Consider the following 19,414-nt stretch of genomic DNA (forward strand, 5'->3'; position numbering starts at 1 on the left):
ATTTTTTTTAAAAAGGTATTTTTAGTGTTAAAACATACCTATGGCTTCTATGTGTTTTGTCTAAAATCCAAAAAGAAAAATTATTGTCTAATGACGTTATTCAAGAATTTTTAGAGAAGGATTATAAATTTCCTCTTCATGAGAATGATAAATTTATAGAAACAGCATCTTCATTATCCTATTATTTAAAATCTTTTTCAAATATAAAAAGATTTCTTGATTATATTTCTTTAATTTTAAAACATACTTTTAATAATCAATTAAGTTTTATTATTCCTTTGAATGAAAATGGAGAAATATGGAAACAAAATATTAAGTTTGCTGGTGCAACAAAAAATCTAAAAATGGATGATGAGATTAAAAGTTATTTTAACAATTTTGATTTCTCTAAAAATTTTAAATTAAAAGATGATATTTCTTTTGAAAAAGTTTTAAATAATCAATTTAAAGAATATGTAATTAAGTCTTATAAAGTTTTGTCACGAGGAAAATGTAGAGGATTTGTATATACCTTTAAAAAAGATACTTTCAATGATTCTTTAAAATATGAGCGCAATTTAAACTTTATTATTAGTTGTTTGGCAATTGGTTTAGAAAACTATTCGTTAATTAAAGCAAAAAAGAAGCATGAAAACGTAGATAGAGAAATTTCTATTGGAGCAGAAATCCAATCGCAACTTTTACCCGATTATTGTCCAACCATTAATGGTGTAGATTTAGCTGCGCACTGTAGGCCAGCTCTGCAATTAGGAGGAGATTATTATGATTTCATGTCTTTGAAAACAAATATTTCTGAGAAGAGACGCGAAAAAGCAAGGTGGGCTTTAGTTATTGGAGACGTTATGGGGAAGGGCCTTCCAGCAGGTCTCTTTATGACTATGTTAAGAGGAATGCTAAGAGCAGAGGTTTTGACTGGGTTACCTCCAGATAGAATATTGCATGATTTAAATCAGTTAGCTATTTATGATTTAGATCAATCGCATAGATTTATAACTTTATTTTATTCTGATTATGATCCTAGAACAAAAAAATTAAGGTATGCAAATGCTGCACATAATCCTCCTTTGCTTTGGAAAAGTTCTGAGCAAAAAATTATTAAATTAGATTCAGAAGGTTTTGTTCTTGGTTTGCAAAATGATGCTGAATATCAATGTGGTCAAATACAACTTAATAAAAACGATGCAATTCTTTATTATACAGATGGAGTAACTGACACTTCTAATGCTTTAGGCGAAAGATTTGATGAAGAACGTTTAATTCAATCCTTTTCAAAATTATGTCAGCAATCACTTAAATCTAAAGATATTTTAAATAAGATTTATAAGATATTAGATGAGTTTACTGGTAAAAATAGACAATTGGAAGACGATGCTTCTATCGTAGTCTTTCAGTTAGATTAGATTTTTTGTCACATATATAAAATAATGCTTTATTAGAAGTAATTAACGTTTAATTCATATGTCCAAAGTTTGGAGTAATAGGTTTGATGGTAGTCTGAATCCTTTCATTGAAGAGTTTAATGCTTCAATCAGTTTTGACAAAACACTAATTTTAGAAGACATAGAGTGTTCTATAGCTCATGCCAAAATGCTTAGTAAAACCAAGGTTTTGTCCACTGATGAGTCTTTAAAAATTATCGAGGGTTTAGAAACTATAAAAGAAAAATTTATTGAAGGCAAATTTTGCCCCGGGGCTCCATCGGAGGATATACATTATTGCATTGAAGAAAAACTAATTAATTTAATTGGTGAAACTGGAAAAAAATTACATACAGGTAGAAGTAGAAATGATCAGGTTGGAACAGATATCAGATTATGGTTGAGAAAAAAAATTGATAATATTGATATCTTATTGTACGAATTACAAAATTCTTTATTTTCGATTGCCGAATCAAATATTTATACATTAATACCTGGTTATACCCATATGCAAAGAGCGCAACCTCTATCTCTTGCCCATCATCTTTTGGCGTATCTTGAAATGTTTCAAAGAGACCGTGAAAGGCTTAAAGAAGTTAGAGCTAGGGTTAATATTTCGCCCTTAGGCGCAGCAGCTTTAGCGGGGACTAAAATTAAAATAGATAGATATTTTACTGCTGAAGAATTAGGTTTTGGAAATATTTATAAAAATAGTATTGATGCTGTAAGTGACAGAGATTTTTGTATTGAATTTGCTTCAAGTTCTGCTTTAATAATGTCTCATTTGAGTAGAATTTCCGAAGAAATAATCTTGTGGGTTACTGATGAGTTTTCTTTTGCAAAATTAACTGATAAGTGTGCGACTGGAAGTAGCTTAATGCCTCAGAAGAAGAATCCAGATGTTCCTGAATTAATAAGGGGTAAAACGGGTCGAGTTTATGGACATCTTCAATCTTTATTAACCATGATAAAGGGAGTGCCTCTTTCATATAATAAGGACTTCCAAGAGGATAAAGAGCCAATTTTTGACACAGTAGATACTATTTCTTCTTGCTTAAAAGCTATGACAATTTTATTAAATGAAGGAATAGAGTTTAATGTTGAAAAGTTAATGGATTCTGTTCATAATGATTTTTCTAATGCAACTGATTTAGCAGATTATCTAGTATTTAAGAAGGTTCCTTTCAGAGAGGCATATCAAGTGGTTGGAGATATTGTGAAGTATTGTTTAAGTAAAAACATATTATTTAAAGATTTACAATTAGAAGAATTTCAAACATTTCATAATGAATTTAAAGAAGATATTTATGAAAACCTCAATCCTATGAACGTAGTCAAGTCCAGAAATAGTTTAGGTGGAACAGGATTCGATCAAGTCAAACTTGAATTAAATAATTGGAAGAAAAAATTATTCACCTAAATCTCAATTAATTTTCTACAACAAGGTATGTATTGAAGTAGAATAATATAGTAATGTATATGAACTACTTAATTAGTAGTTTTTATCTTGGTTATTATTTTAAAGTTGAGTTTCAAGTGAGTATTTTTGTTGGCAATTTGCCTTTCCGCGCAGAGCGAGAAGACATCTTAGAATTATTTACACCGTACGGTGAAGTTATGAATTGTTCTCTTCCCTTAGAAAGAGATACAGGTAGAAAAAGAGGTTTTGCTTTTGTCGAAATGGCAGATGAAGCACTTGAAACATCAGCTATTGATGGGCTTCAAGGAACTGAGCTTATGGGAAGGCCTTTAAGAATCAATAAAGCCGAGCCAAGAGGCGGCGGGGGAGGTCCACGCAGAGGCGGCGGTGGCGGTAGAGGCGGTTACGGCGGTGGCGGTAATGGTGGCGGTTACGGCGGTGGCGGTAATGGTGGCGGTTACGGCGGTGGCGGTAATGGTGGCGGTTACGGCGGTGGCGGTAATGGTGGCGGTTACGGCGGTGGCGGTAGAGGCGGTTACGGCGGTGGCGGTAATTATTCTGAACCTGCTTCTTCTTACGTTAATAAATCTTCTGGAGCAGAAGGTTGGGAAGATAGAAGTTATGGAAATTCTTCCGAAAATTCTGACTTTGAAAACGGCAGAAGTAGAAGAAAAAGAAGTGTTGCAAGCAATTCTGAAATATCTCAAGAAGGGAATTAAAAACCCATTTTTTGTAATTCTGAAGCTTTTTTGCTTAAGTAATCAATACTTAATTCTTGTCTAATCGATTTGGTAGAAATTTCATTTCTCCAAACCTTTGCGTTTGGGATACCTTCTACAAGATTTATTAAATGTTTGCATATATCCCAAGTTTTGCCTTCATTTTTTAAATGTTTTTCAATATAAGGAACCAATGAAAAAATGATTTCGGAAGCTTTTTTGCTTTTGGTACTTTCACCATATATTTTTTGATCAATTTCAGACCACCTTAATGGATATTTGTAAGCTGATCTTCCTATCATTACACCATCTAAATCATTAAGTGCTTCTATGCATTGATCAATATTCGTAAAACCTCCATTTATTTCTATAATTAGTTTTGGATTGTTTTTCTTTAATTTCCGAACCACATCATATTTAAGTGGCGGTATGGTTCTATTTTGCTTGGGATTTAGACCTTTTAATATTGCTTTTCTTGCATGAACAGTAAATCTGTCTGCTCCAGCATTTGCAATTTCTTTTACGAAACTATCTAATTTATCAAAACTATCTTCTTCATCAACGCCAATTCTATGTTTGATAGTAACGGGTAAACTACAATTATTTTTTAGCGATTCTATACATTTTGCTACTTTGATGGGTTCTTTCATTAGTGAAGCACCAAAGTTTCCGGAACATACTCTTGGGCTTGGACATCCCACATTGAAGTTAATTTCATCGTATCCCCAATCTTGAGCCATTTTTGCAGCCTCTTCAAGCATTTTTGGGTTGTCTCCTCCAAACTGAATTGATAATGGATGTTCTTCTGAATTAAAGTCCAAAAACCTCTCTTTTTTGTCTGTATAGATTAAACTCTGAGCTACTATCATTTCAGTATATAAGAGCGCTTTAGAACTTATTTTTCTAATTATCATCCTAAAGTGTTTGTCTGTACAATCCATCATTGGAGCAACACTTATTTTATGTAGATTGTTTATAGTATTAATCTGATAACTTTTCATTAAATTCTATTCGATATATTTGAAAATATGAATCAATTTTTTTCTAGAAGATCTTTTATTTTAATTCCTATCATGTCAATTTTGAAATTTATTCTTCAACCAAAGAAAGTATTAGCTGCATTTGCTGCTTCGGATGACGACTGGAATTTATCAAAAGAGGATTGGAAAAACAAACTTAGTCCGGAATCTTATTATATTTTGCGTGAAGAGGGTACTGAAAGAGCATTTAGTAGTCAGCTAAACAATGAGAAGCGGAAAGGTATATTTTATTGTGCAGGCTGTAATCAACCTCTTTTTACTTCTGATACTAAATTTGATAGTGGTACTGGTTGGCCTAGCTTTTGGGATCCAATTCAAGGTTCTGTTGAAACGAAGGTAGATTTTAAATTAATTGTTCCAAGAACAGAATATCATTGTTCAAGATGCGGAGGTCATCAAGGTCATGTTTTTAATGACGGTCCTCTCCCAACAGGTAAAAGATATTGTAATAACGGTCTTGCCTTGAAGTTTATAGCCGAATAATTAATTAGTGCGGCCTTCCGCAACTTGTTTTGTGCGTCAATTTCATTCACAATGGTTTTAATAAAAATTTAGGGTAATGATTGAAAAACAATCAGATAATGTCGAAAATCTAGAAGATAATGTTTCTCAAGAGGTTAATAAAAATGAAGATTCCTCTGTGATTGAAAATCAAACCAGCGAAGATAAACAGACACTAGAGGTAGATGATGAAAATATTTATGCAGAAGATTTAAAAAATACCATAACCAATAATGACGCAAGATTAGAACAATTAGAAAAAGAGCATGAAACTTTAAAAAGTCAGTATGTAAGAATTGCTGCCGATTTCGATAACTTTAGAAAAAGACAGTCTCGAGATCAAGATGATTTAAAAGTTCAACTTGTTTCCAAAGCTTTAACAGCAATATTGCCGATTGTTGATAATTTTGAAAGAGCAAGACAACAACTAAAACCCGAAAGTGAGGAGGCTCAAACATTGCACAGAAGTTATCAAGGACTATATAAACAATTAGTGGAAGTGTTAAAACAACAAGGAGTTTCTCCAATGAGGGTAGTTGCACAACAATTTGATCCTAAGTTACATGAAGCGGTTTTAAGGGAACCAAGTCAGGAGTTTAATGAGGATATAATTATTGAAGAATTACAGCGTGGATATCATTTAGAAGGTAAGGTGTTAAGACATGCATTAGTTAAAGTTTCAATGGGTCCTGGCCAACAAAATTCACAAGAGCCTGAAGAAAAGGATAAAGTTGAAGAAGATATTGATTCAGAGAATCCTATCTCTGAAGAAAATTAAATCCTTTTTATGAATAGTTGAGTATTATTTAATGGCCGACTTTTATCAAATACTTGGTGTTTCAAGAGATGCTGATGCTAATACTTTAAAGAGTGCTTATAGAAAGTTAGCAAGACAATATCATCCTGATGTCAATAAAGATCCAGGTGCTGAAGATAAATTCAAAGAGATAGGCAAGGCATATGAGGCTTTAGCTGATCCCGAAACTAGAGCGAGATACGATCAGTTTGGAGAGGCTGGAATAGGGGGAGCTGCTGGTATGCCGGATATGGGTGATATGGGTGGTTTTGGAGACTTGTTTGAAACTTTTTTTAATGGCTTTGGGGGACAATCTTCACAAGGAGGTAGATCACAAAGAAGGGGACCACAACAAGGTGATGACTTAAGGTATGACTTAAATATTGACTTTAAAGATGCTATTTTTGGACAACAAAGAGAAATCAATATACCTCATTTAGAAACTTGTGAAGTATGTAGAGGCACCGGAGCAAAAAAAGGCACAGGTCCAACAACTTGCACAACATGTGGCGGAAGTGGACAGGTTAGAAGGGCTACAAGGACTCCATTTGGTAATTTTACCCAAGTAGCAGAATGCCCAACTTGTAATGGGGTTGGACAAATAATTTCAGATCCATGCACAAGTTGTGGTGGTAATGGTGTGAAACAAGTTAGAAAAAAATTACGTATTAATATTCCTGCAGGAGTTGATTCTGGAACTAAATTGAGAGTTTCTGGAGAGGGAAACGTTGGTCTAAAAGGCGGCCCACCTGGAGATCTTTATGTCTTTATTAAAGTTAAAAATGACTCAAATTTAAAAAGAGAAGGCATTAATATTTATTCAGAAATATCAGTAAGTTATCTTCAAGCTATCCTTGGTGATACTGTCGATATCATTACCGTTGATGGTAAGGTTAATTTAAAGATTCCAAGTGGGACCCAGCCAAATAGCACTTTATCTCTTGAGAATAAAGGAGTTCCTAGATTAGGAAATCCAGTTGCAAGAGGCAATCATCAGGTTTTAGTAAAAGTTAAACTTCCAACTCGAATTACAGAAGATGAACGAAATCTTTTAGAGGATCTAGCTTCAAAATATACTGAACAGAATTCAAGTTCTAACAGTGGTTTGTTTAGTAGATTGTTTGGAAAGGATTCTTGAAAAAAGTTTCAAAGTTATTGGATTTAGAATCGATTCCTTGTCCTTTGAATGTTGTGAAATGTAAATTAGCGCTAGAGAAACTATCTTCAAATGAAACCTTGATAGTCCATTTAGATAAAGGAGAACCAGAAATCATGGTTAAAAGAGCTTTAAAAGAAATGAAATATTTTTTTAAAACTTTAGAAGAAAATCAAAAAACAATAAAGCTAGAATTTTTGCATGAAAGTTAATAAAAAATATAAGGGTCTTGTTACGAAAAAATTTAATGAATTTTATTTGGTTGAATTAGATAAATATGAGACCTCAGTTGCTAACAAAAAATTTTTATGCAAAATCAAGAAGTCTGTAAATTTTAGAAACCAATTCGTTTTCGTTGGCGATGAAGTGATTGTTTATCAAATTGATTTACAAAGTAAAAGAGCAACGATAGAAAGTTTAGTCAAAAGGAATAATCTTTTAGAAAGACCATCCGTTGCTAATATTTCAAATATATACGTCATTTGTTCTGTCGAAGAGCCAAAACTAAATTTATCTCAAGTCAATAAGTTTTTAATATCTTCTGAGCAACTAGGGGTAGAGGTTTCATTGGTGCTTACGAAATGTGATTTGATAACAGAAGAAAAACGACTTTTGTTAATTGAAAAATTTCACCAGTGGGGATATCAAGCAATTACTTTAAATTTAAATAATCCTGAAAATTTAAGAACTTTATTGATCGAGTTAAAGAAGAAAAAATGCTCAATATTTATGGGACCGTCTGGCGTTGGTAAAACTACTTTATTAAATATGATAATTCCAAACCTTGACAATAAAACTGCTCCCGTATCAAGCAAAATAAAACGTGGAAAAAATACGACGAGAAATGTTGAGCTATTTTCTTTATCAAGTAAAAGCTACATTGTCGATACACCTGGTTTTAATATTCAAACACTTGAAATAGATATTCGCGAATTATCTAATTTATATCCAGAAATTTATAAACAAGTAGTTAATGAAGGTATACATTGCAAGTTTCGTAATTGTTTACATGTAAATGATGAAGGTTGTAAGTTAAATAAAAATTTCGAAAGGTATACTTTCTATAAAGAAATGGTTGAATCATCTAAGAGTCATTATTGTCTAATCCAGGAAGATTAAGATTTAAGCCACCAGTCAAGTCATTCATTCTCTCTTTCATTGTTGTAGTTGAACTTTCATGAGCTTTTTTGATAGCTTCTAATATGTTTTTTTCTATTTCTTCTTTATTAGCAGTTGAAATATTTTCATTGACTTCAACTCTTAGTGGGAGTTGGTTTCCGCTAATCCATACTTTTATCATTTCATCATCACTTTTACCTTCAATTTCCATGCTTTCAAGCTCATCCTGTAATTTTTGTGCATTTTGTTGAATTTCTTTAGCTTTTTTAAAAGCCTCTGTTAGTTGTCCAAAATTTGGAAGTCCAAAACCTGCCATTTTTATAAAAAAGTTTCTTTAATTAAGGATAGTCAAAACCGATCATTCTTACTTCGGGTTCAAGAAAAATACCTTTTTTTTGTAGTACTTTTTGTTGAATTACTGTTATTAAATCTAAAATATCTTTCGAATTAGCAAAAGAGTTATTTACTATAAAATTTCCATGCATAGTTGAAATTTCTGCGCCGCCTATTTTAAAACCTTTTAATCCAAGTTCTTCAATTAATTTACCCGCATAATTATTAGTTGGATTTTTAAAAACGCTTCCAAAGCTAGGTAAATGGTAAGGTTGAGTATCGGTCTTTTTTTTAAGATTTTTCTGTGTAGTTTCTAATAATTGTTCAATATTTCCTTTTGGCTCAAATAGCAGTTTTGCACTTATAATCATGAGATTATTTTGCTGAAAAGGACTGAATCTGTATTGAAAATTGATATCTTTTTTTTCAATTTCTGATATTTTTAGAGTTTTAGTATCAATTACTCGAACTGATAAAAGATTATTTGCCAACGATAATTGTTTTGAACCTGCATTCATGCAAATAGAACCTCCGACTGTGCCTGGAATTCCCACAGTCCATTCACCGCCTTGCAATCCTTTTTTTGCAAGTATATTTGACATTGTTGGTAGCATTACCCCAGCCTCTACTTCTACAATTCCTGAATGAGATTCAATTTTGATAGAGCGCATTTTTTTGGTACATATAGTTAGGCCTTTTAAGAAAATATTATTTATTAATAAATTTGAGCCAGCTCCTATTATTCGACATTTTTGATTATTTAAAGACGCCCAATTTATTAAATTGATGAATTCATCAGTATTATTTGGTTTTGAAAAATATTCCGCAAATCCACCAACTTTTATAGTCGTATAATTAGAAAGGTTTATTTTCTCTTTAAAAGTAATATTTTTCATTAATTATTTAATTATTTAAAGTATTTTTATTTTTTAAAATTGACCATAAGTTATGACAATCTCCAGCCCCCATATTTATGATAAAATCATTTTTTTTGGTTAATTTAAAAAATTTTTCATTAATTTCATAATTATCTTTTAAACATGTAACATTCTTATTATTTTTATAAATAAGGTTAGCAATTAGTTGCGAGTCAATATTGTCAATATTTTTTTCTCCAGCTCCAAATATATTTGTTACGTAGATAACATCTGCTTTTGATAGTTCTTTCACAAATTCATGAATAAATTGTTTTACTCTAGTAAATCTATGAGGTTGAAAAATAGCAATTAATCTTCCCTTTTCTTCCCTATCACTACTATTTTTATCTTTAATAAATAACCTTGCTAAATCAATTGTTGCTTTAATTTCATTAGGATGATGTGCATAGTCATCATAAATTATTCTTTGATTTATTTCACCTCTAAATTCAAATCTTTTTTTTGGTAACTTTAAAGATTCTGTATTTTTTTTTATTTCTTTAAAACTTACTCCAACCATCCTGCAGGCTGCTATTGCAGCAGTAATATTAGAAAGATTATGTAATCCAGGAACTGGAATGTTTATTATATCAATGAATTTGCCATGTTCATAATATTTACCAACGGTTTTGTCCTTATTTATAATATTTGGAATTAATGAATAAGCAATATTATTACTTTCTTTAATAGACCATTGATTTTTGGAAGTAAAATTATTTTTTGTAAATTTACAATCATAGTTAATCAATAATTTTTGGCAGTTAGAAGCAAATTTTTTAAATGATGATAGAACTTCATCGATATTTGAGTAATGGTCACAATGATCAAAATCAATATTATTAATTATTCCAATATCTGAATTGTAATTCTTAATTGTTCCATCAGATTCGTCAATTTCTGTTACTAAGTATTTTGTGTTTTCGATATGAGCATTGGAATCATAGATTGGGATTATCCCACCAGTTATTGAAGAAGAATCATGTGTGCATAATTCTAATAGCGTTGAAAGGAAAGTACTTGTTGAGGTTTTCCCATGACTACCTGCTATTGATAATGATGTGTAAGAGTTCATTATCATCGCAAGAATTTCTGAACGATGTTTTATCGATAAATTATTTTTTTTGCAAAAGCATAACTCTTCGTTTTCATCTTTAATCGCAGAGCTAATCACACAATTGAGTGTATGATCCTGAAATTTTGAAATCACAAAATCAATATTTTTTTTAATTTGAGAATCAAAAATTATTGCTCCTAATGTTTTTAAACTTTTTGTTTCTTTGTTTTGAATTAAATCAGACCCAGAGACTGAGTATCCCTTTTTTATTAATGCCATAGCGATTGCAGACATTCCAATACCACCAATGCCAATAAAATGAAAATGATCTTTATGTCCTAATTTTTTATTCAATTATCAAATTTAGACTTAAATCAAGATAACTTCTAAGTAATTGGAATGGCATTTAATTTTTACAAAAAATGTTGGTTTTTTTATGAATTAATACAAAAATAGAATTATTTGCTTAATAAATTAAAAAATACTTACGTTATTGCACAAAATTCTGTATGATCAGCAACTTAGGTTAATCAATAAAAAATTTTTAATTATGACTTTGCGTGTTGCGATTAATGGGTTTGGCAGAATTGGGCGAAACTTTATGCGTTGTTGGTTAAGTAGAGGAGCTTATACCAACATCGAAGTGGTTGGGATTAATGTAACTTCAGACCCTAAAACTAACGCTCATCTGCTTAAGTACGATTCAGTATTAGGAAAATTGGATGGAGTGGACATTCAATATACTGATGATACTTTTGTAATTAATAACAAGACTATCAAGTGTTTTTCTGATAGAAACCCAATGAATTTACCTTGGAAAGATTGGGGGGTTGATTTGGTTATTGAATCAACTGGTGTTTTTAATACTGATATTGGTGCAAGTAAACACCTTGAGGTAGGTGCTAAAAAAGTAATTCTTACTGCTCCTGGTAAAGGTTCAGGTGTTGGGACTTACGTAGTAGGTGTGAATGCTGATCAATATAAACATAGTGATTATGATATTTTGAGCAATGCTAGTTGCACTACAAATTGTTTAGCTCCAGTAGTAAAAGTTCTTGATCAAACGTTTGGAATTAATAAAGGATTGATGACAACAATTCATAGCTATACTGGTGATCAACGTATTTTAGATAATAGTCATAGGGATTTAAGAAGGGCTAGAGCAGCAGCTACAAACATTGTTCCTACTTCAACAGGAGCTGCTAAAGCAGTTGCTTTGGTCTACCCTGAGATGACAGGTAAACTCACTGGTATAGCTATGAGAGTACCTACTCCTAACGTTTCAGCTGTAGATTTCGTTTTTGAATCTTCAAAATCTGTTACTAGTCAAGAAGTTAATAACGCGCTTAAGGAATCTTCTCTGGGTTCTATGAAAGGAATTATTAAATACGGTGATGAGCCACTGGTTTCAAGTGATTATGCAGGAACTAATGAATCATCAATAGTTGATAGTGATCTTACAATGTCAATTGGCGATAATCTTGTAAAAGTTCTTGCCTGGTATGACAATGAATGGGGTTATAGTCAAAGAGTTGTAGATTTAGCTGAGATAGTAGCTCAAAAATGGGAATAATCAAAAGTGAGAAAAAGACTTATTCTTAAGTAAATTTTTGTTATCACAGTTTTTAAAATTGACTGACACGTCTCCTTCGAGAAAGTATCCGATTTCCGTAATAGTTTGATCTTCATTTAAAAGATTATTGGCCCATTTTCTTGGGAGAGAAAAAACTAGCTCGTAATCTTCGCCCCCAAAAAAATAATATTCGTCCCATTTATTTCCTGTAGGCCAATTTTTATGTTTAGGAACTTTTGCATAATCAATAATTGCTTTGCAATTACTTTCAGTTGCTAAATCTAATAATGCTTGAAATAATCCATCACTACTGTCAGTACAACCAATCATTTTAATACTTTTATTAGTACGAGTTTTAAGTATTTTTTTAAGAAATTTAGGTTTAAGTTTTGGTCTGCAAAATTGTTGTAAAGAACTATTTATTAATGAGTGTGATAGTGCAATATCACTATCAAAAATTGTTTTACTTTTTATCATTAATCCTAATTTGCTAAGGCCATGAATGCCTGTAGTCAAAATAATTTCATTTGGTTTGCATGAGTTTCTTCGTAATTTAATTTCACCCTGTTTTCCTAGAGCAGTCATAGAGATTACTTTTTCTTTTCCCACAGAACAATCTCCTCCAAGAATTAAGCCCCCAAAATAGTCTAAAGCTAGATTTATTCCTGTATATAAATCTTTAATCCAAAGCCAATCTGTTTTTGATGGGACTACTAATCCAATATTAACTCCTATAATTTTGCTGCATCCACTTGAGATTAAATCAGATACATTACATGCTACGGCTTTCCATCCTATGTCTAAGGCAGAGATCGTATCATCATTAAAATGTATATTTTCTACTAATGAATCAGTATTAATAAGTAAGTTTTTATTTTTAGCTTTAATGAATGCGCAATCATCAGAAACTTGATTTTTAGGCATAAATTCAGCAAGCCTTTTTATTAATTCTTTTTCGCCAATATCCTCTAATAATTCTTTATGCATTTAATTTGAGTTTATCCATTCCATATAAAACATCAATTGAAATTATTGTGTCATCTTTTGTAAGCTCTTCTAAAACATCAAAACCCTCTATTACGTAACCAAAGGCGGCATTCCTTCCATCAATTAAATTTCGACCTGCTGGATTTAGCTCTGCTTCGTATAAAAAGAAGAAAAACTGCGATGATCCATCATCAACAGCGGCACTGGAATGTGACCACCCCAAGGTTCCAAGAGTTGCAAATGGCAAAGTCGGTGTTTCTGTATAAAGGCCTAACTCTTCAAAAGTTTCATTATAAAAAGTTTCGCTTTCGGTAGGTATTCTAATTTCTAGTGGAACATGTCTTTCCACATTTGTTTCGGGATCTATATATCCAATCTCATTACCAACTGGATCACCAGTTTGAAGAACAAAAAATTCTTCTGCTCTATTAATTGGCATATTACTGTAAAAGTTTTTTGAAGATAAATCTATAAAGGCACCAGCAGTAAGCGGTGCATTAAATCCATCTATTATTGCTTGCATATCGCCTTTAGAAGTTTTTATATTTACTTTTGCTCTACCAAGTAATCTCGGAAGATGATCAAATTCGCTTGGAATAGAATAGGGAAATTCATTTGGTAAAAAATATTCCTCTAGTCCCCCTATTTTATCTAGTGCTTCTCTTCTGGTTGTTATGAATGAATATTTATCTTTAGATTTAGCTTCATCTTGAAGATTATCAAAATCATTTTTAAGATCTAAAAATGTGTTTTCTGCAATTTTTTGTTTTTCGTTTGGTAATTCCTCAATAATTCGACTCTTATATTTTTTTAGTAAAGATTGACATTTTGTAACAGTTTTTGAGAGAGCTGGCCATCTTCCCCCTCTTACAAGGTCACTTGTGTCCTCTAACTTATGTTGAATTTCCTGCAGCTCAACTTGCTTGATAGGGAGTGAATTTCTGAGTATTGCATTGGGATCTTTTACTGCGTTTCCAGTAGGTAAATCAGCGAATACTTGTGTTGGTTTTAAGAGGCAAACATGTATTAAAATTAGAATTAAGAATAAAAAATGTTTGTTCTGATTTGATAAGAAGTTTTGCATAGCACTCTTACAGGTTTATGATCCTTGGGTATGTAATACAGGAATGATTTCCAGTAACGATTTTCGCACAGGTACTACCATCGAGATAGATGGACAAGTTTGGCGTGTAGTAGAATTCCTACATGTCAAGCCTGGTAAAGGTTCTGCTTTTGTGCGAACAAAATTAAAATCAGTTCGAAACGGTAATGTAGTCGAAAAAACTTTTCGAGCTGGAGAATCAGTACAACAAGCTGTTCTCGAAAAGTCTAACCTGCAACATACTTATGTGGAGTCAGGAGATTACGTTTTTATGGATATGATAAGTTTTGAAGAAACAAGACTCTCCTCTGATCAAATCGGTAGAGGTTCAAAGTATTTGAAAGAAGGTATGGAGGTTAATGTGATTTTTTATAAAGATAAAGTTTTAGAAGTTGAACTTCCAATCTCTATAACTTTAAAAGTTACAGAAACAGATCCTGGAGTTAAAGGAGATACTGCAAGTGGGGGTACTAAACCAGCTATTCTTGAAACAGGTGCTCAAGTTATGGTTCCTTTGTTTATTTCTGTAGGAGAAATGATTAAGGTCGATACCCGTAATGATAGTTATCTTGGACGTGACAACTAATGGCTATGAAATTAGATCATGATGACCTAGATCGCTTGATAGAAAAAATTTCTACAAGTGATATTCAAGAATTTTCTCTAGAAGGGGAAGATTTTAAACTTGAAATAAAAAGAAATTTGTTTGATCAGAATCATTTAATTAACAATTCGACAAAAAACAATTCTTTGGAGAAGCAAATAATTACTTCTCAATCAACATCAACAGATAATATTACCCTGACAAGTAACCCTGAAGTATCTCAGGTGGCCCCTCCAGGGCGCTCAGATCTTACAGACATTACTTCCCCTATGGTTGGAACGTTTTATAGGGCTGCGGCTCCAGGAGAGGACCCATTTGTTGATTTAGGAAGTAATATTACTATTGGGCAAACGATTTGTATACTTGAAGCTATGAAGTTGATGAATGAAATCGAATCAGAGTTTAATGCTGAAATTGTAGAAATACTTGTTGAAAATGGAACACCAGTAGAGTTTGGACAAGTATTAATGCGCGTTAAACAGTCTTGAATCTTTAGTTAAATCAAAAGCTGCTTTTATTGCTTCAACCATACTTTGAGATTGGGCTATACCTTTTCCTGCAATATCAAATCCAGTTCCATGATCAGGAGATGTTCTGATAAAAGGTAAACCAATAGTTGTATTAACTGAGTAATTAAGGGCTATAACTTTAATTGGAATTAATCCCTGATCATGATACATAGCAAGAATTCCATCATGTGTTGGAGCTGTTTTATCTCTCCATGCTTTTGAAGATGAATTCCAGCAAGTATCAGGAGAAATAGGACCTGATACATGAACTCCTTTATTTTGATTACCCCAGGTAGTAACCGCATTTTTAATCCAATCTTTTTCCTCACTTCCTAATATGCCTTCTTCACCAGCATGAGGGTTTAATCCAGCGACTTTTAGAAGGGGTTTATTGACATAGGTTTTGCAAAATTTTGCAAACAAATCTAATTTTGTATGAATTAGTTGTGTAGATAATTTTTTTGGTACGTCGCATAAAGGTATATGGGTAGTTGCCAATAAGGTGTTAAATCTCCAACCAGTGATTGGAGATTTAGCTGTAAATAACATACCGACATCCTTAACCTGACAAGTTTCTGCTAATAATTCTGTTTGACCTGAATAATTATGGCCTGCTAAAGACCATGACTTTTTACAAATAGGTCCAGTAACTAGTGCTGCATTTGTATACTTCTGAACAATTTCAATAGCTTTTTTCAAGTAAAAGAAACTTGCATTACCATTACTTTTTTTTTGTTTATTTATTTCAAACGGAATTTGAATATCATGTATTTGGTAATTATTAGGATCTACAATATTTTTGATTCCTAAAGATTTAAGATTTTTATAAGTATTTTCTAGATTATTTTTTGATCCAACAATTATAAAATCAAGATTATATGGTATTTCTTTAGAAAAAAGAGCTTTCAAAATAATTTCAGGTCCGATGCCTGACTCGTCTCCAACGCTTATGATAATTTTAAATTTATCTTCATTATCATTGCTTTGATTATTCATGATTTAATTTTAATAGGCAATTATTTAATCCTGCTTTGTAGTTTTTATAAATAAGTTTATATCCTAATTTTTTACATAATAATTTATTTGAAACTCTTCTATTTTCTTTCCAAAAAGATTGGGCGATTGGCGATAAATCTTTTTTAGCTTCTTCAAATAATATTTTTTTGGGCATTTCTAATCCAAGTAATTGGTAGCTATATCTTATGACTTCAATTTGTGAGCAAGGCTCGTCATCTGCGATATTAATTATTTGATGAAAATCCAAATTATTTTTATTTTGTATTAAATAAATAATTGCATTTGCAATATCAGCGACATGAATTCTTGAGAAGACTTGATTTTCTTTATCTATCACTTTGATTTTTTTTGTTCTAATAGCTTCTAAAGTTGACCTCCCTGGACCATAAATACCAGGTAATCTGAAAATTTGTATTGGCAAATTTGAATTAATCCATTCTCTTTCACAATTTAATCTCCTTTGACTTCTTTCTTGAAAAGGATTTGGTTGATCTTCTTCACACACCCAATCACCATGGGTGTTGCCATAAACACCAGTAGTAGAGAGATATCCAACCCATTTTAGAGATAACTTTTTAATTTTATTTTTAAGCCTCTTTAATACAGGGTCGTTACCATTTTTATCTGGAGGTATACAACTAAGAATGTGAGTTGCTCCCTCAAAGATTGAATCTTCAGGTATTGAATTATCTTCGCTATTAAAAATAAAACTATTTGGCTCATTACTAATAGATCGAGAACTTGCTAATGCTATGCAGCCTAGTTTTCTGATTGATTTTGCAAAATAGTCTCCGCTAAAACCTCCTCCAAAGATTAGGAATTTATTTTTTGCTGTAATGGGACTTGATAAATTGGTCATTAAGTATTATAAATAGTACATATGTATTATTAAAGAAAATGCAGACTTTAATTCAGCCTGAGGTAAAACTAAATATAGTTGGTTTTGATAATTCCAATTTTCAAGTTAAAGAAAAATTAAATTATTCAAAATCTTGTTTAGATTTTAAATTCTATCAAAAATTATTTGCAATATTTTTAGTATCTTGTGCATTTTTAATATTTCCTGAATCTCCACAAGATTCAGAAATTTTATGCAAAAAATATCAATCTACAAAGGCTTGTATGGTCTGGTAATTACGCGGCATTATATTCATCATTATCAAACTCGTAATTTTTATTTTTTTTACTCATAAAGGTAGGATTTGCCCATTGTAATAATCTTAAAGCTAATCTCAGATCACCATCTAACCATGCTCTAATAGCCATAGCTCTTCTAGGATCATAAAATTTTTGTTTTCTATACCAATACAAAGCATTATCATCTGATTTGTCGCCGTTGCATGATAAGCATGCTGGAACACAATTTTCGGTTGTACTCAAACCTCCTTGGCTTCTAGGAAGTACATGGTCAATGGATTCTGAAGGTTTTCCGCAGTATATGCAACTTTTTCCCGTAAATGTATGAATTGATTTTCGCCATTGCCTTAATCTGAATTTAGGGCATAAATCTTCTAAAAAGACAGCATCATTATAGTGCATTCAGATTATTTAATTTCCTATAATTTTGACCGATTCAATATAAAAGTCAATAGGTTTTTTATTATTTTTAAGACTATATTTCTTGGATTGAATATATTTTATGTATTTAATTATACCTAATAAATAATATTTAATTTATACGCTAAATGTATTTAAATATACTTTTAAGGTTAATAGCTATACCTATCAAAGGTTTCTTTGGAATAGTCTTCATTTTCTTTGTCTTGCAAAAGTTCTTCTTTTTTTCGCCTTTTTTCTTTTCTATCGTTTTCTAATTGTAGCTTTCTATCAGGATGAAGTTGATCTAAAAATTCAACACAATAAGAAAACTTATCTCTTTCTCTTACAACTGTTTCAATAATTTGCCCGGCGGCCTGCTTTGGAGAGGTCTTAAAAATACCCCCTTTTTGTTTCTTAATATAACTGTAAGCTGCTTGCCAACTGCTTTCATGGTCATTCCCCCCATCTCTCATTGTACAAAATATTTCTGCTCCAAAGGAACCTGCAATTGCTTTAGGGGCCAATAATAGTAATGGAACATACATTGCAACTAAAGGAAAAATGAATCTTATCTTTTTATGCCCTTTCATTAGTTTTTTATCTGTCTATATAAAAAGTATCTTTAATTTAGATAATGTCTAGATAAATTTAAGATTTTATTATTCCAAATAGGTTGAGCATTTTTACAACCAGTGGCAGAATTAAAAGAACAGTAACTAATCTAACTGCGTGAAGAGTTGCAACTGCTGCCCCTACTCCATATTCTGTACCGACTAAACTCATACCACTTATCCCTCCTGGAGCAGCACCAAGAATTGTCGTGATTATATCTACATTAAGTAATCTGCTAGTCCATAAACCAATCGCTAGGCCAGTAATTATTAGTGTAAATGTGATTAAAATTGCAGGCTTCCATAAAGTTTGTAATTCAACTAATGAGTCCTTCGTTAAGCTTGTTCCAATAACAGTACCAATGCCTATTTCTAATATGGTTCTTGTACCATTTGGCCACACGGCAGGTTCAACTTTTCCGCTGATGCCTAAAACACTTGCACCAATTAAAGCCCCTGCAAGTGGAGCTGCAGGTATGCCTGTTTTTATAGCAAGTGCCCCAAAAGCTGACCCTGCAATTAAATAATAAATAAGATTTATATTCGACATTTAAGAAATCAATTGTTTGGTAATAATATTAGGAATAAATTCAAATGCTCGGGTATATGTTCAAAGTATGTTCTTATTTACTAATTTCATAGTCCTTTATGAAATTAATATATTTATTCGCATTAAACGAAAATTAATCAGCCTAAATATTTACCATAAAAACTTATTTTTAAAAATTAGTTAAATTTTTCCTGCATAATGGGCCTCTGAGTTGGCATAATAATTAGTAAAGCACTATTTCTTATGGCTTCACAAATTTCTTATAGAGGTAATAAAAACCCAATCAAAAAGAAGTTATCCTTTTTTGAAGGTGGACATCAACTCGAAAAATTAGAATTCGCTCTTGCCGTAGCTCAAACTAAGGGTGACGAACAAAAATCGTTGGTATTAATGAAAAAAATTATTGAATTAGGCGGAAATGTTGAAGAACCTGGTACTTAGGTTCTCTT

The 19,414-nt window shown here is 31.8% G+C and carries 24 protein-coding genes; 13 read left to right on the forward strand and 11 right to left on the reverse strand.

Annotated features, from left to right (window positions below):
- Positions 1-56: 56 nt before the first annotated feature.
- The 3 genes from TX50_RS00070 (at position 57) to TX50_RS00080 (ending at position 3,557) form a co-directional block, all read left to right on the forward strand.
- Positions 57-1,400 (forward strand): PP2C family protein-serine/threonine phosphatase, encoded by a 1,344-nt coding sequence (locus TX50_RS00070; RefSeq protein ID WP_011131649.1) that lies wholly within the window; start codon positions 57-59, stop codon positions 1,398-1,400.
- Positions 1,401-1,458: 58 nt separating this feature from the next.
- On the forward strand, positions 1,459-2,838 hold the full coding sequence (argH, locus tag TX50_RS00075) for an argininosuccinate lyase (protein ID WP_011131650.1): 1,380 nt from the start codon (positions 1,459-1,461) through the stop codon (positions 2,836-2,838).
- A 116-nt stretch (positions 2,839-2,954) separates the two neighbouring features.
- A complete protein-coding gene (locus tag TX50_RS00080) occupies positions 2,955-3,557 on the forward strand; it encodes an RNA recognition motif domain-containing protein (protein WP_042116203.1) in 603 nt (200 codons plus the stop codon).
- On the opposite strand, the gene dusA is transcribed toward TX50_RS00080, so the two are convergent.
- A complete protein-coding gene (gene dusA, locus TX50_RS00085) occupies positions 3,554-4,558 on the reverse strand; it encodes a tRNA dihydrouridine(20/20a) synthase DusA (RefSeq protein ID WP_011131652.1) in 1,005 nt (334 codons plus the stop codon). The two genes, TX50_RS00080 and dusA, sit on opposite strands and share 4 nt — an antisense overlap.
- Positions 4,559-4,585: 27 nt before the next feature.
- Here dusA and msrB point away from each other — a divergent pair, with 27 nt between their 5' ends.
- The 5 genes from msrB (at position 4,586) to rsgA (ending at position 8,169) form a co-directional block, all read left to right on the forward strand.
- Positions 4,586-5,080, forward strand: a complete 495-nt coding sequence (gene msrB, locus TX50_RS00090) for a peptide-methionine (R)-S-oxide reductase MsrB (RefSeq protein ID WP_011131653.1) — start codon at positions 4,586-4,588, stop codon at positions 5,078-5,080.
- Between the two features lie 76 nt (positions 5,081-5,156).
- On the forward strand, positions 5,157-5,876 hold the full coding sequence (gene grpE / locus TX50_RS00095; RefSeq protein WP_011131654.1) for a nucleotide exchange factor GrpE: 720 nt from the start codon (positions 5,157-5,159) through the stop codon (positions 5,874-5,876).
- Between the two features lie 31 nt (positions 5,877-5,907).
- Complete coding sequence (gene dnaJ / locus TX50_RS00100) at positions 5,908-7,032, forward strand: molecular chaperone DnaJ (RefSeq protein WP_011131655.1); 1,125 nt, start codon at positions 5,908-5,910, stop codon at positions 7,030-7,032.
- Positions 7,029-7,262: a sulfurtransferase TusA family protein gene (locus tag TX50_RS00105; protein ID WP_011131656.1), complete on the forward strand. Its 234-nt coding sequence runs from the start codon at positions 7,029-7,031 to the stop codon at positions 7,260-7,262. The genes dnaJ and TX50_RS00105 overlap by 4 nt, the downstream gene beginning before the upstream one ends.
- A complete protein-coding gene (rsgA, locus tag TX50_RS00110) occupies positions 7,252-8,169 on the forward strand; it encodes a ribosome small subunit-dependent GTPase A (RefSeq protein WP_011131657.1) in 918 nt (305 codons plus the stop codon). Before TX50_RS00105 ends, rsgA begins: the two co-directional genes overlap by 11 nt.
- Here rsgA and TX50_RS00115 read toward each other — a convergent pair.
- Genes TX50_RS00115 through murC form a run of 3 tightly spaced genes read right to left on the reverse strand, consistent with a single transcriptional unit; the run spans position 8,135 to position 10,827 of the window.
- Entirely contained in the window at positions 8,135-8,485 is a 351-nt protein-coding gene (locus TX50_RS00115; RefSeq protein ID WP_011131658.1) for a YbaB/EbfC family nucleoid-associated protein, read from the reverse strand. The two genes, rsgA and TX50_RS00115, sit on opposite strands and share 35 nt — an antisense overlap.
- A 22-nt stretch (positions 8,486-8,507) precedes the next feature.
- Positions 8,508-9,398, reverse strand: a complete 891-nt coding sequence (gene murB, locus TX50_RS00120; protein WP_011131659.1) for a UDP-N-acetylmuramate dehydrogenase — start codon at positions 9,396-9,398, stop codon at positions 8,508-8,510.
- Positions 9,399-9,405: 7 nt separating this feature from the next.
- Complete coding sequence (murC, locus tag TX50_RS00125; RefSeq protein ID WP_011131660.1) at positions 9,406-10,827, reverse strand: UDP-N-acetylmuramate--L-alanine ligase; 1,422 nt, start codon at positions 10,825-10,827, stop codon at positions 9,406-9,408.
- A 196-nt stretch (positions 10,828-11,023) separates the two neighbouring features.
- On the opposite strand from murC, the gene gap reads away from it, so the two are divergent.
- Positions 11,024-12,046, forward strand: coding sequence for a type I glyceraldehyde-3-phosphate dehydrogenase (gap, locus tag TX50_RS00130; RefSeq protein WP_011131661.1), 1,023 nt, complete (start codon positions 11,024-11,026; stop codon positions 12,044-12,046).
- Here the strand turns inward: gap and TX50_RS00135 are convergent, their stop codons facing one another.
- Together TX50_RS00135 and TX50_RS00140 are read right to left on the reverse strand one after the other, a co-directional pair.
- On the reverse strand, positions 12,047-13,033 hold the full coding sequence (locus TX50_RS00135) for a thiamine-phosphate kinase (RefSeq protein ID WP_011131662.1): 987 nt from the start codon (positions 13,031-13,033) through the stop codon (positions 12,047-12,049).
- The gene (locus TX50_RS00140; RefSeq protein ID WP_011131663.1) at positions 13,026-14,117 is read right to left on the reverse strand and encodes a peptidylprolyl isomerase; all 1,092 of its coding nucleotides are present in this window, start codon (positions 14,115-14,117) and stop codon (positions 13,026-13,028) included. Before TX50_RS00140 ends, TX50_RS00135 begins: the two co-directional genes overlap by 8 nt.
- A 43-nt stretch (positions 14,118-14,160) precedes the next feature.
- Here TX50_RS00140 and efp point away from each other — a divergent pair, with 43 nt between their 5' ends.
- Positions 14,161-14,721, forward strand: coding sequence for an elongation factor P (gene efp / locus TX50_RS00145; protein ID WP_011131664.1), 561 nt, complete (start codon positions 14,161-14,163; stop codon positions 14,719-14,721).
- Positions 14,721-15,227 carry an acetyl-CoA carboxylase biotin carboxyl carrier protein gene (accB, locus tag TX50_RS00150; RefSeq protein WP_011131665.1) on the forward strand — a complete coding sequence of 169 codons (507 nt, stop codon included), beginning with the start codon at positions 14,721-14,723 and terminating at the stop codon, positions 15,225-15,227. The genes efp and accB overlap by 1 nt, the downstream gene beginning before the upstream one ends.
- On the opposite strand, the gene pdxA is transcribed toward accB, so the two are convergent.
- On the reverse strand, positions 15,204-16,244 hold the full coding sequence (gene pdxA, locus TX50_RS00155) for a 4-hydroxythreonine-4-phosphate dehydrogenase PdxA (RefSeq protein WP_011131666.1): 1,041 nt from the start codon (positions 16,242-16,244) through the stop codon (positions 15,204-15,206). The two genes, accB and pdxA, sit on opposite strands and share 24 nt — an antisense overlap.
- On the reverse strand, positions 16,237-17,124 hold the full coding sequence (locus tag TX50_RS00160) for an SDR family oxidoreductase (RefSeq protein WP_011131667.1): 888 nt from the start codon (positions 17,122-17,124) through the stop codon (positions 16,237-16,239). The genes pdxA and TX50_RS00160 overlap by 8 nt, the downstream gene beginning before the upstream one ends.
- A 38-nt stretch (positions 17,125-17,162) precedes the next feature.
- Between TX50_RS00160 and TX50_RS00165 the strand changes: the two genes are divergently transcribed.
- A complete protein-coding gene (locus TX50_RS00165) occupies positions 17,163-17,399 on the forward strand; it encodes a transcription factor TFIID (RefSeq protein ID WP_152556136.1) in 237 nt (78 codons plus the stop codon).
- Here the strand turns inward: TX50_RS00165 and TX50_RS00170 are convergent, their stop codons facing one another.
- The 3 genes from TX50_RS00170 to TX50_RS00180 form a co-directional block, all read right to left on the reverse strand.
- Entirely contained in the window at positions 17,400-17,804 is a 405-nt protein-coding gene (locus TX50_RS00170) for an HNH endonuclease (protein ID WP_011131669.1), read from the reverse strand. It abuts the gene before it with no gap.
- Between the two features lie 170 nt (positions 17,805-17,974).
- Positions 17,975-18,394 carry a DUF6554 family protein gene (locus TX50_RS00175; protein ID WP_011131670.1) on the reverse strand — a complete coding sequence of 140 codons (420 nt, stop codon included), beginning with the start codon at positions 18,392-18,394 and terminating at the stop codon, positions 17,975-17,977.
- A gap of 58 nt (positions 18,395-18,452) precedes the next feature.
- Positions 18,453-18,965 (reverse strand): AbrB family transcriptional regulator, encoded by a 513-nt coding sequence (locus TX50_RS00180; protein WP_011131671.1) that lies wholly within the window; start codon positions 18,963-18,965, stop codon positions 18,453-18,455.
- A 243-nt stretch (positions 18,966-19,208) separates the two neighbouring features.
- Here TX50_RS00180 and TX50_RS00185 point away from each other — a divergent pair, with 243 nt between their 5' ends.
- Complete coding sequence (locus TX50_RS00185; protein ID WP_011131672.1) at positions 19,209-19,406, forward strand: hypothetical protein; 198 nt, start codon at positions 19,209-19,211, stop codon at positions 19,404-19,406.
- The last annotated feature ends 8 nt before the right edge of the window (positions 19,407-19,414 follow it).

Origin of the sequence: Prochlorococcus marinus subsp. pastoris str. CCMP1986 (assembly GCF_000011465.1) — a bacterium.
Classification (GTDB): domain Bacteria; phylum Cyanobacteriota; class Cyanobacteriia; order PCC-6307; family Cyanobiaceae; genus Prochlorococcus_A; species Prochlorococcus_A pastoris.

Excerpts from the sequence above, each read along its gene's own strand:
- argH (WP_011131650.1), top strand. The coding sequence starts at position 1,459 with ATGTCCAAAGTTTGGAGTAATAGGTTTGATGGTAGTCTGAATCCTTTC.
- dusA (WP_011131652.1), bottom strand. The coding sequence starts at position 4,558 with ATGAAAAGTTATCAGATTAATACTATAAACAATCTACATAAAATAAGT.
- msrB (WP_011131653.1), top strand. The coding sequence starts at position 4,586 with ATGAATCAATTTTTTTCTAGAAGATCTTTTATTTTAATTCCTATCATG.
- grpE (WP_011131654.1), top strand. The coding sequence starts at position 5,157 with ATGATTGAAAAACAATCAGATAATGTCGAAAATCTAGAAGATAATGTT.
- dnaJ (WP_011131655.1), top strand. The coding sequence starts at position 5,908 with ATGGCCGACTTTTATCAAATACTTGGTGTTTCAAGAGATGCTGATGCT.
- rsgA (WP_011131657.1), top strand. The coding sequence starts at position 7,252 with ATGAAAGTTAATAAAAAATATAAGGGTCTTGTTACGAAAAAATTTAAT.
- TX50_RS00115 (WP_011131658.1), bottom strand. The coding sequence starts at position 8,485 with ATGGCAGGTTTTGGACTTCCAAATTTTGGACAACTAACAGAGGCTTTT.
- murB (WP_011131659.1), bottom strand. The coding sequence starts at position 9,398 with ATGAAAAATATTACTTTTAAAGAGAAAATAAACCTTTCTAATTATACG.
- gap (WP_011131661.1), top strand. The coding sequence starts at position 11,024 with ATGACTTTGCGTGTTGCGATTAATGGGTTTGGCAGAATTGGGCGAAAC.
- TX50_RS00135 (WP_011131662.1), bottom strand. The coding sequence starts at position 13,033 with ATGCATAAAGAATTATTAGAGGATATTGGCGAAAAAGAATTAATAAAA.
- TX50_RS00140 (WP_011131663.1), bottom strand. The coding sequence starts at position 14,117 with ATGCAAAACTTCTTATCAAATCAGAACAAACATTTTTTATTCTTAATT.
- efp (WP_011131664.1), top strand. The coding sequence starts at position 14,161 with ATGATTTCCAGTAACGATTTTCGCACAGGTACTACCATCGAGATAGAT.
- accB (WP_011131665.1), top strand. The coding sequence starts at position 14,721 with ATGGCTATGAAATTAGATCATGATGACCTAGATCGCTTGATAGAAAAA.
- pdxA (WP_011131666.1), bottom strand. The coding sequence starts at position 16,244 with ATGAATAATCAAAGCAATGATAATGAAGATAAATTTAAAATTATCATA.
- TX50_RS00160 (WP_011131667.1), bottom strand. The coding sequence starts at position 17,124 with ATGACCAATTTATCAAGTCCCATTACAGCAAAAAATAAATTCCTAATC.
- TX50_RS00165 (WP_152556136.1), top strand. The coding sequence starts at position 17,163 with ATGCAGACTTTAATTCAGCCTGAGGTAAAACTAAATATAGTTGGTTTT.
- TX50_RS00170 (WP_011131669.1), bottom strand. The coding sequence starts at position 17,804 with ATGCACTATAATGATGCTGTCTTTTTAGAAGATTTATGCCCTAAATTC.
- TX50_RS00175 (WP_011131670.1), bottom strand. The coding sequence starts at position 18,394 with ATGAAAGGGCATAAAAAGATAAGATTCATTTTTCCTTTAGTTGCAATG.
- TX50_RS00180 (WP_011131671.1), bottom strand. The coding sequence starts at position 18,965 with ATGTCGAATATAAATCTTATTTATTATTTAATTGCAGGGTCAGCTTTT.
- TX50_RS00185 (WP_011131672.1), top strand. The coding sequence starts at position 19,209 with ATGGCTTCACAAATTTCTTATAGAGGTAATAAAAACCCAATCAAAAAG.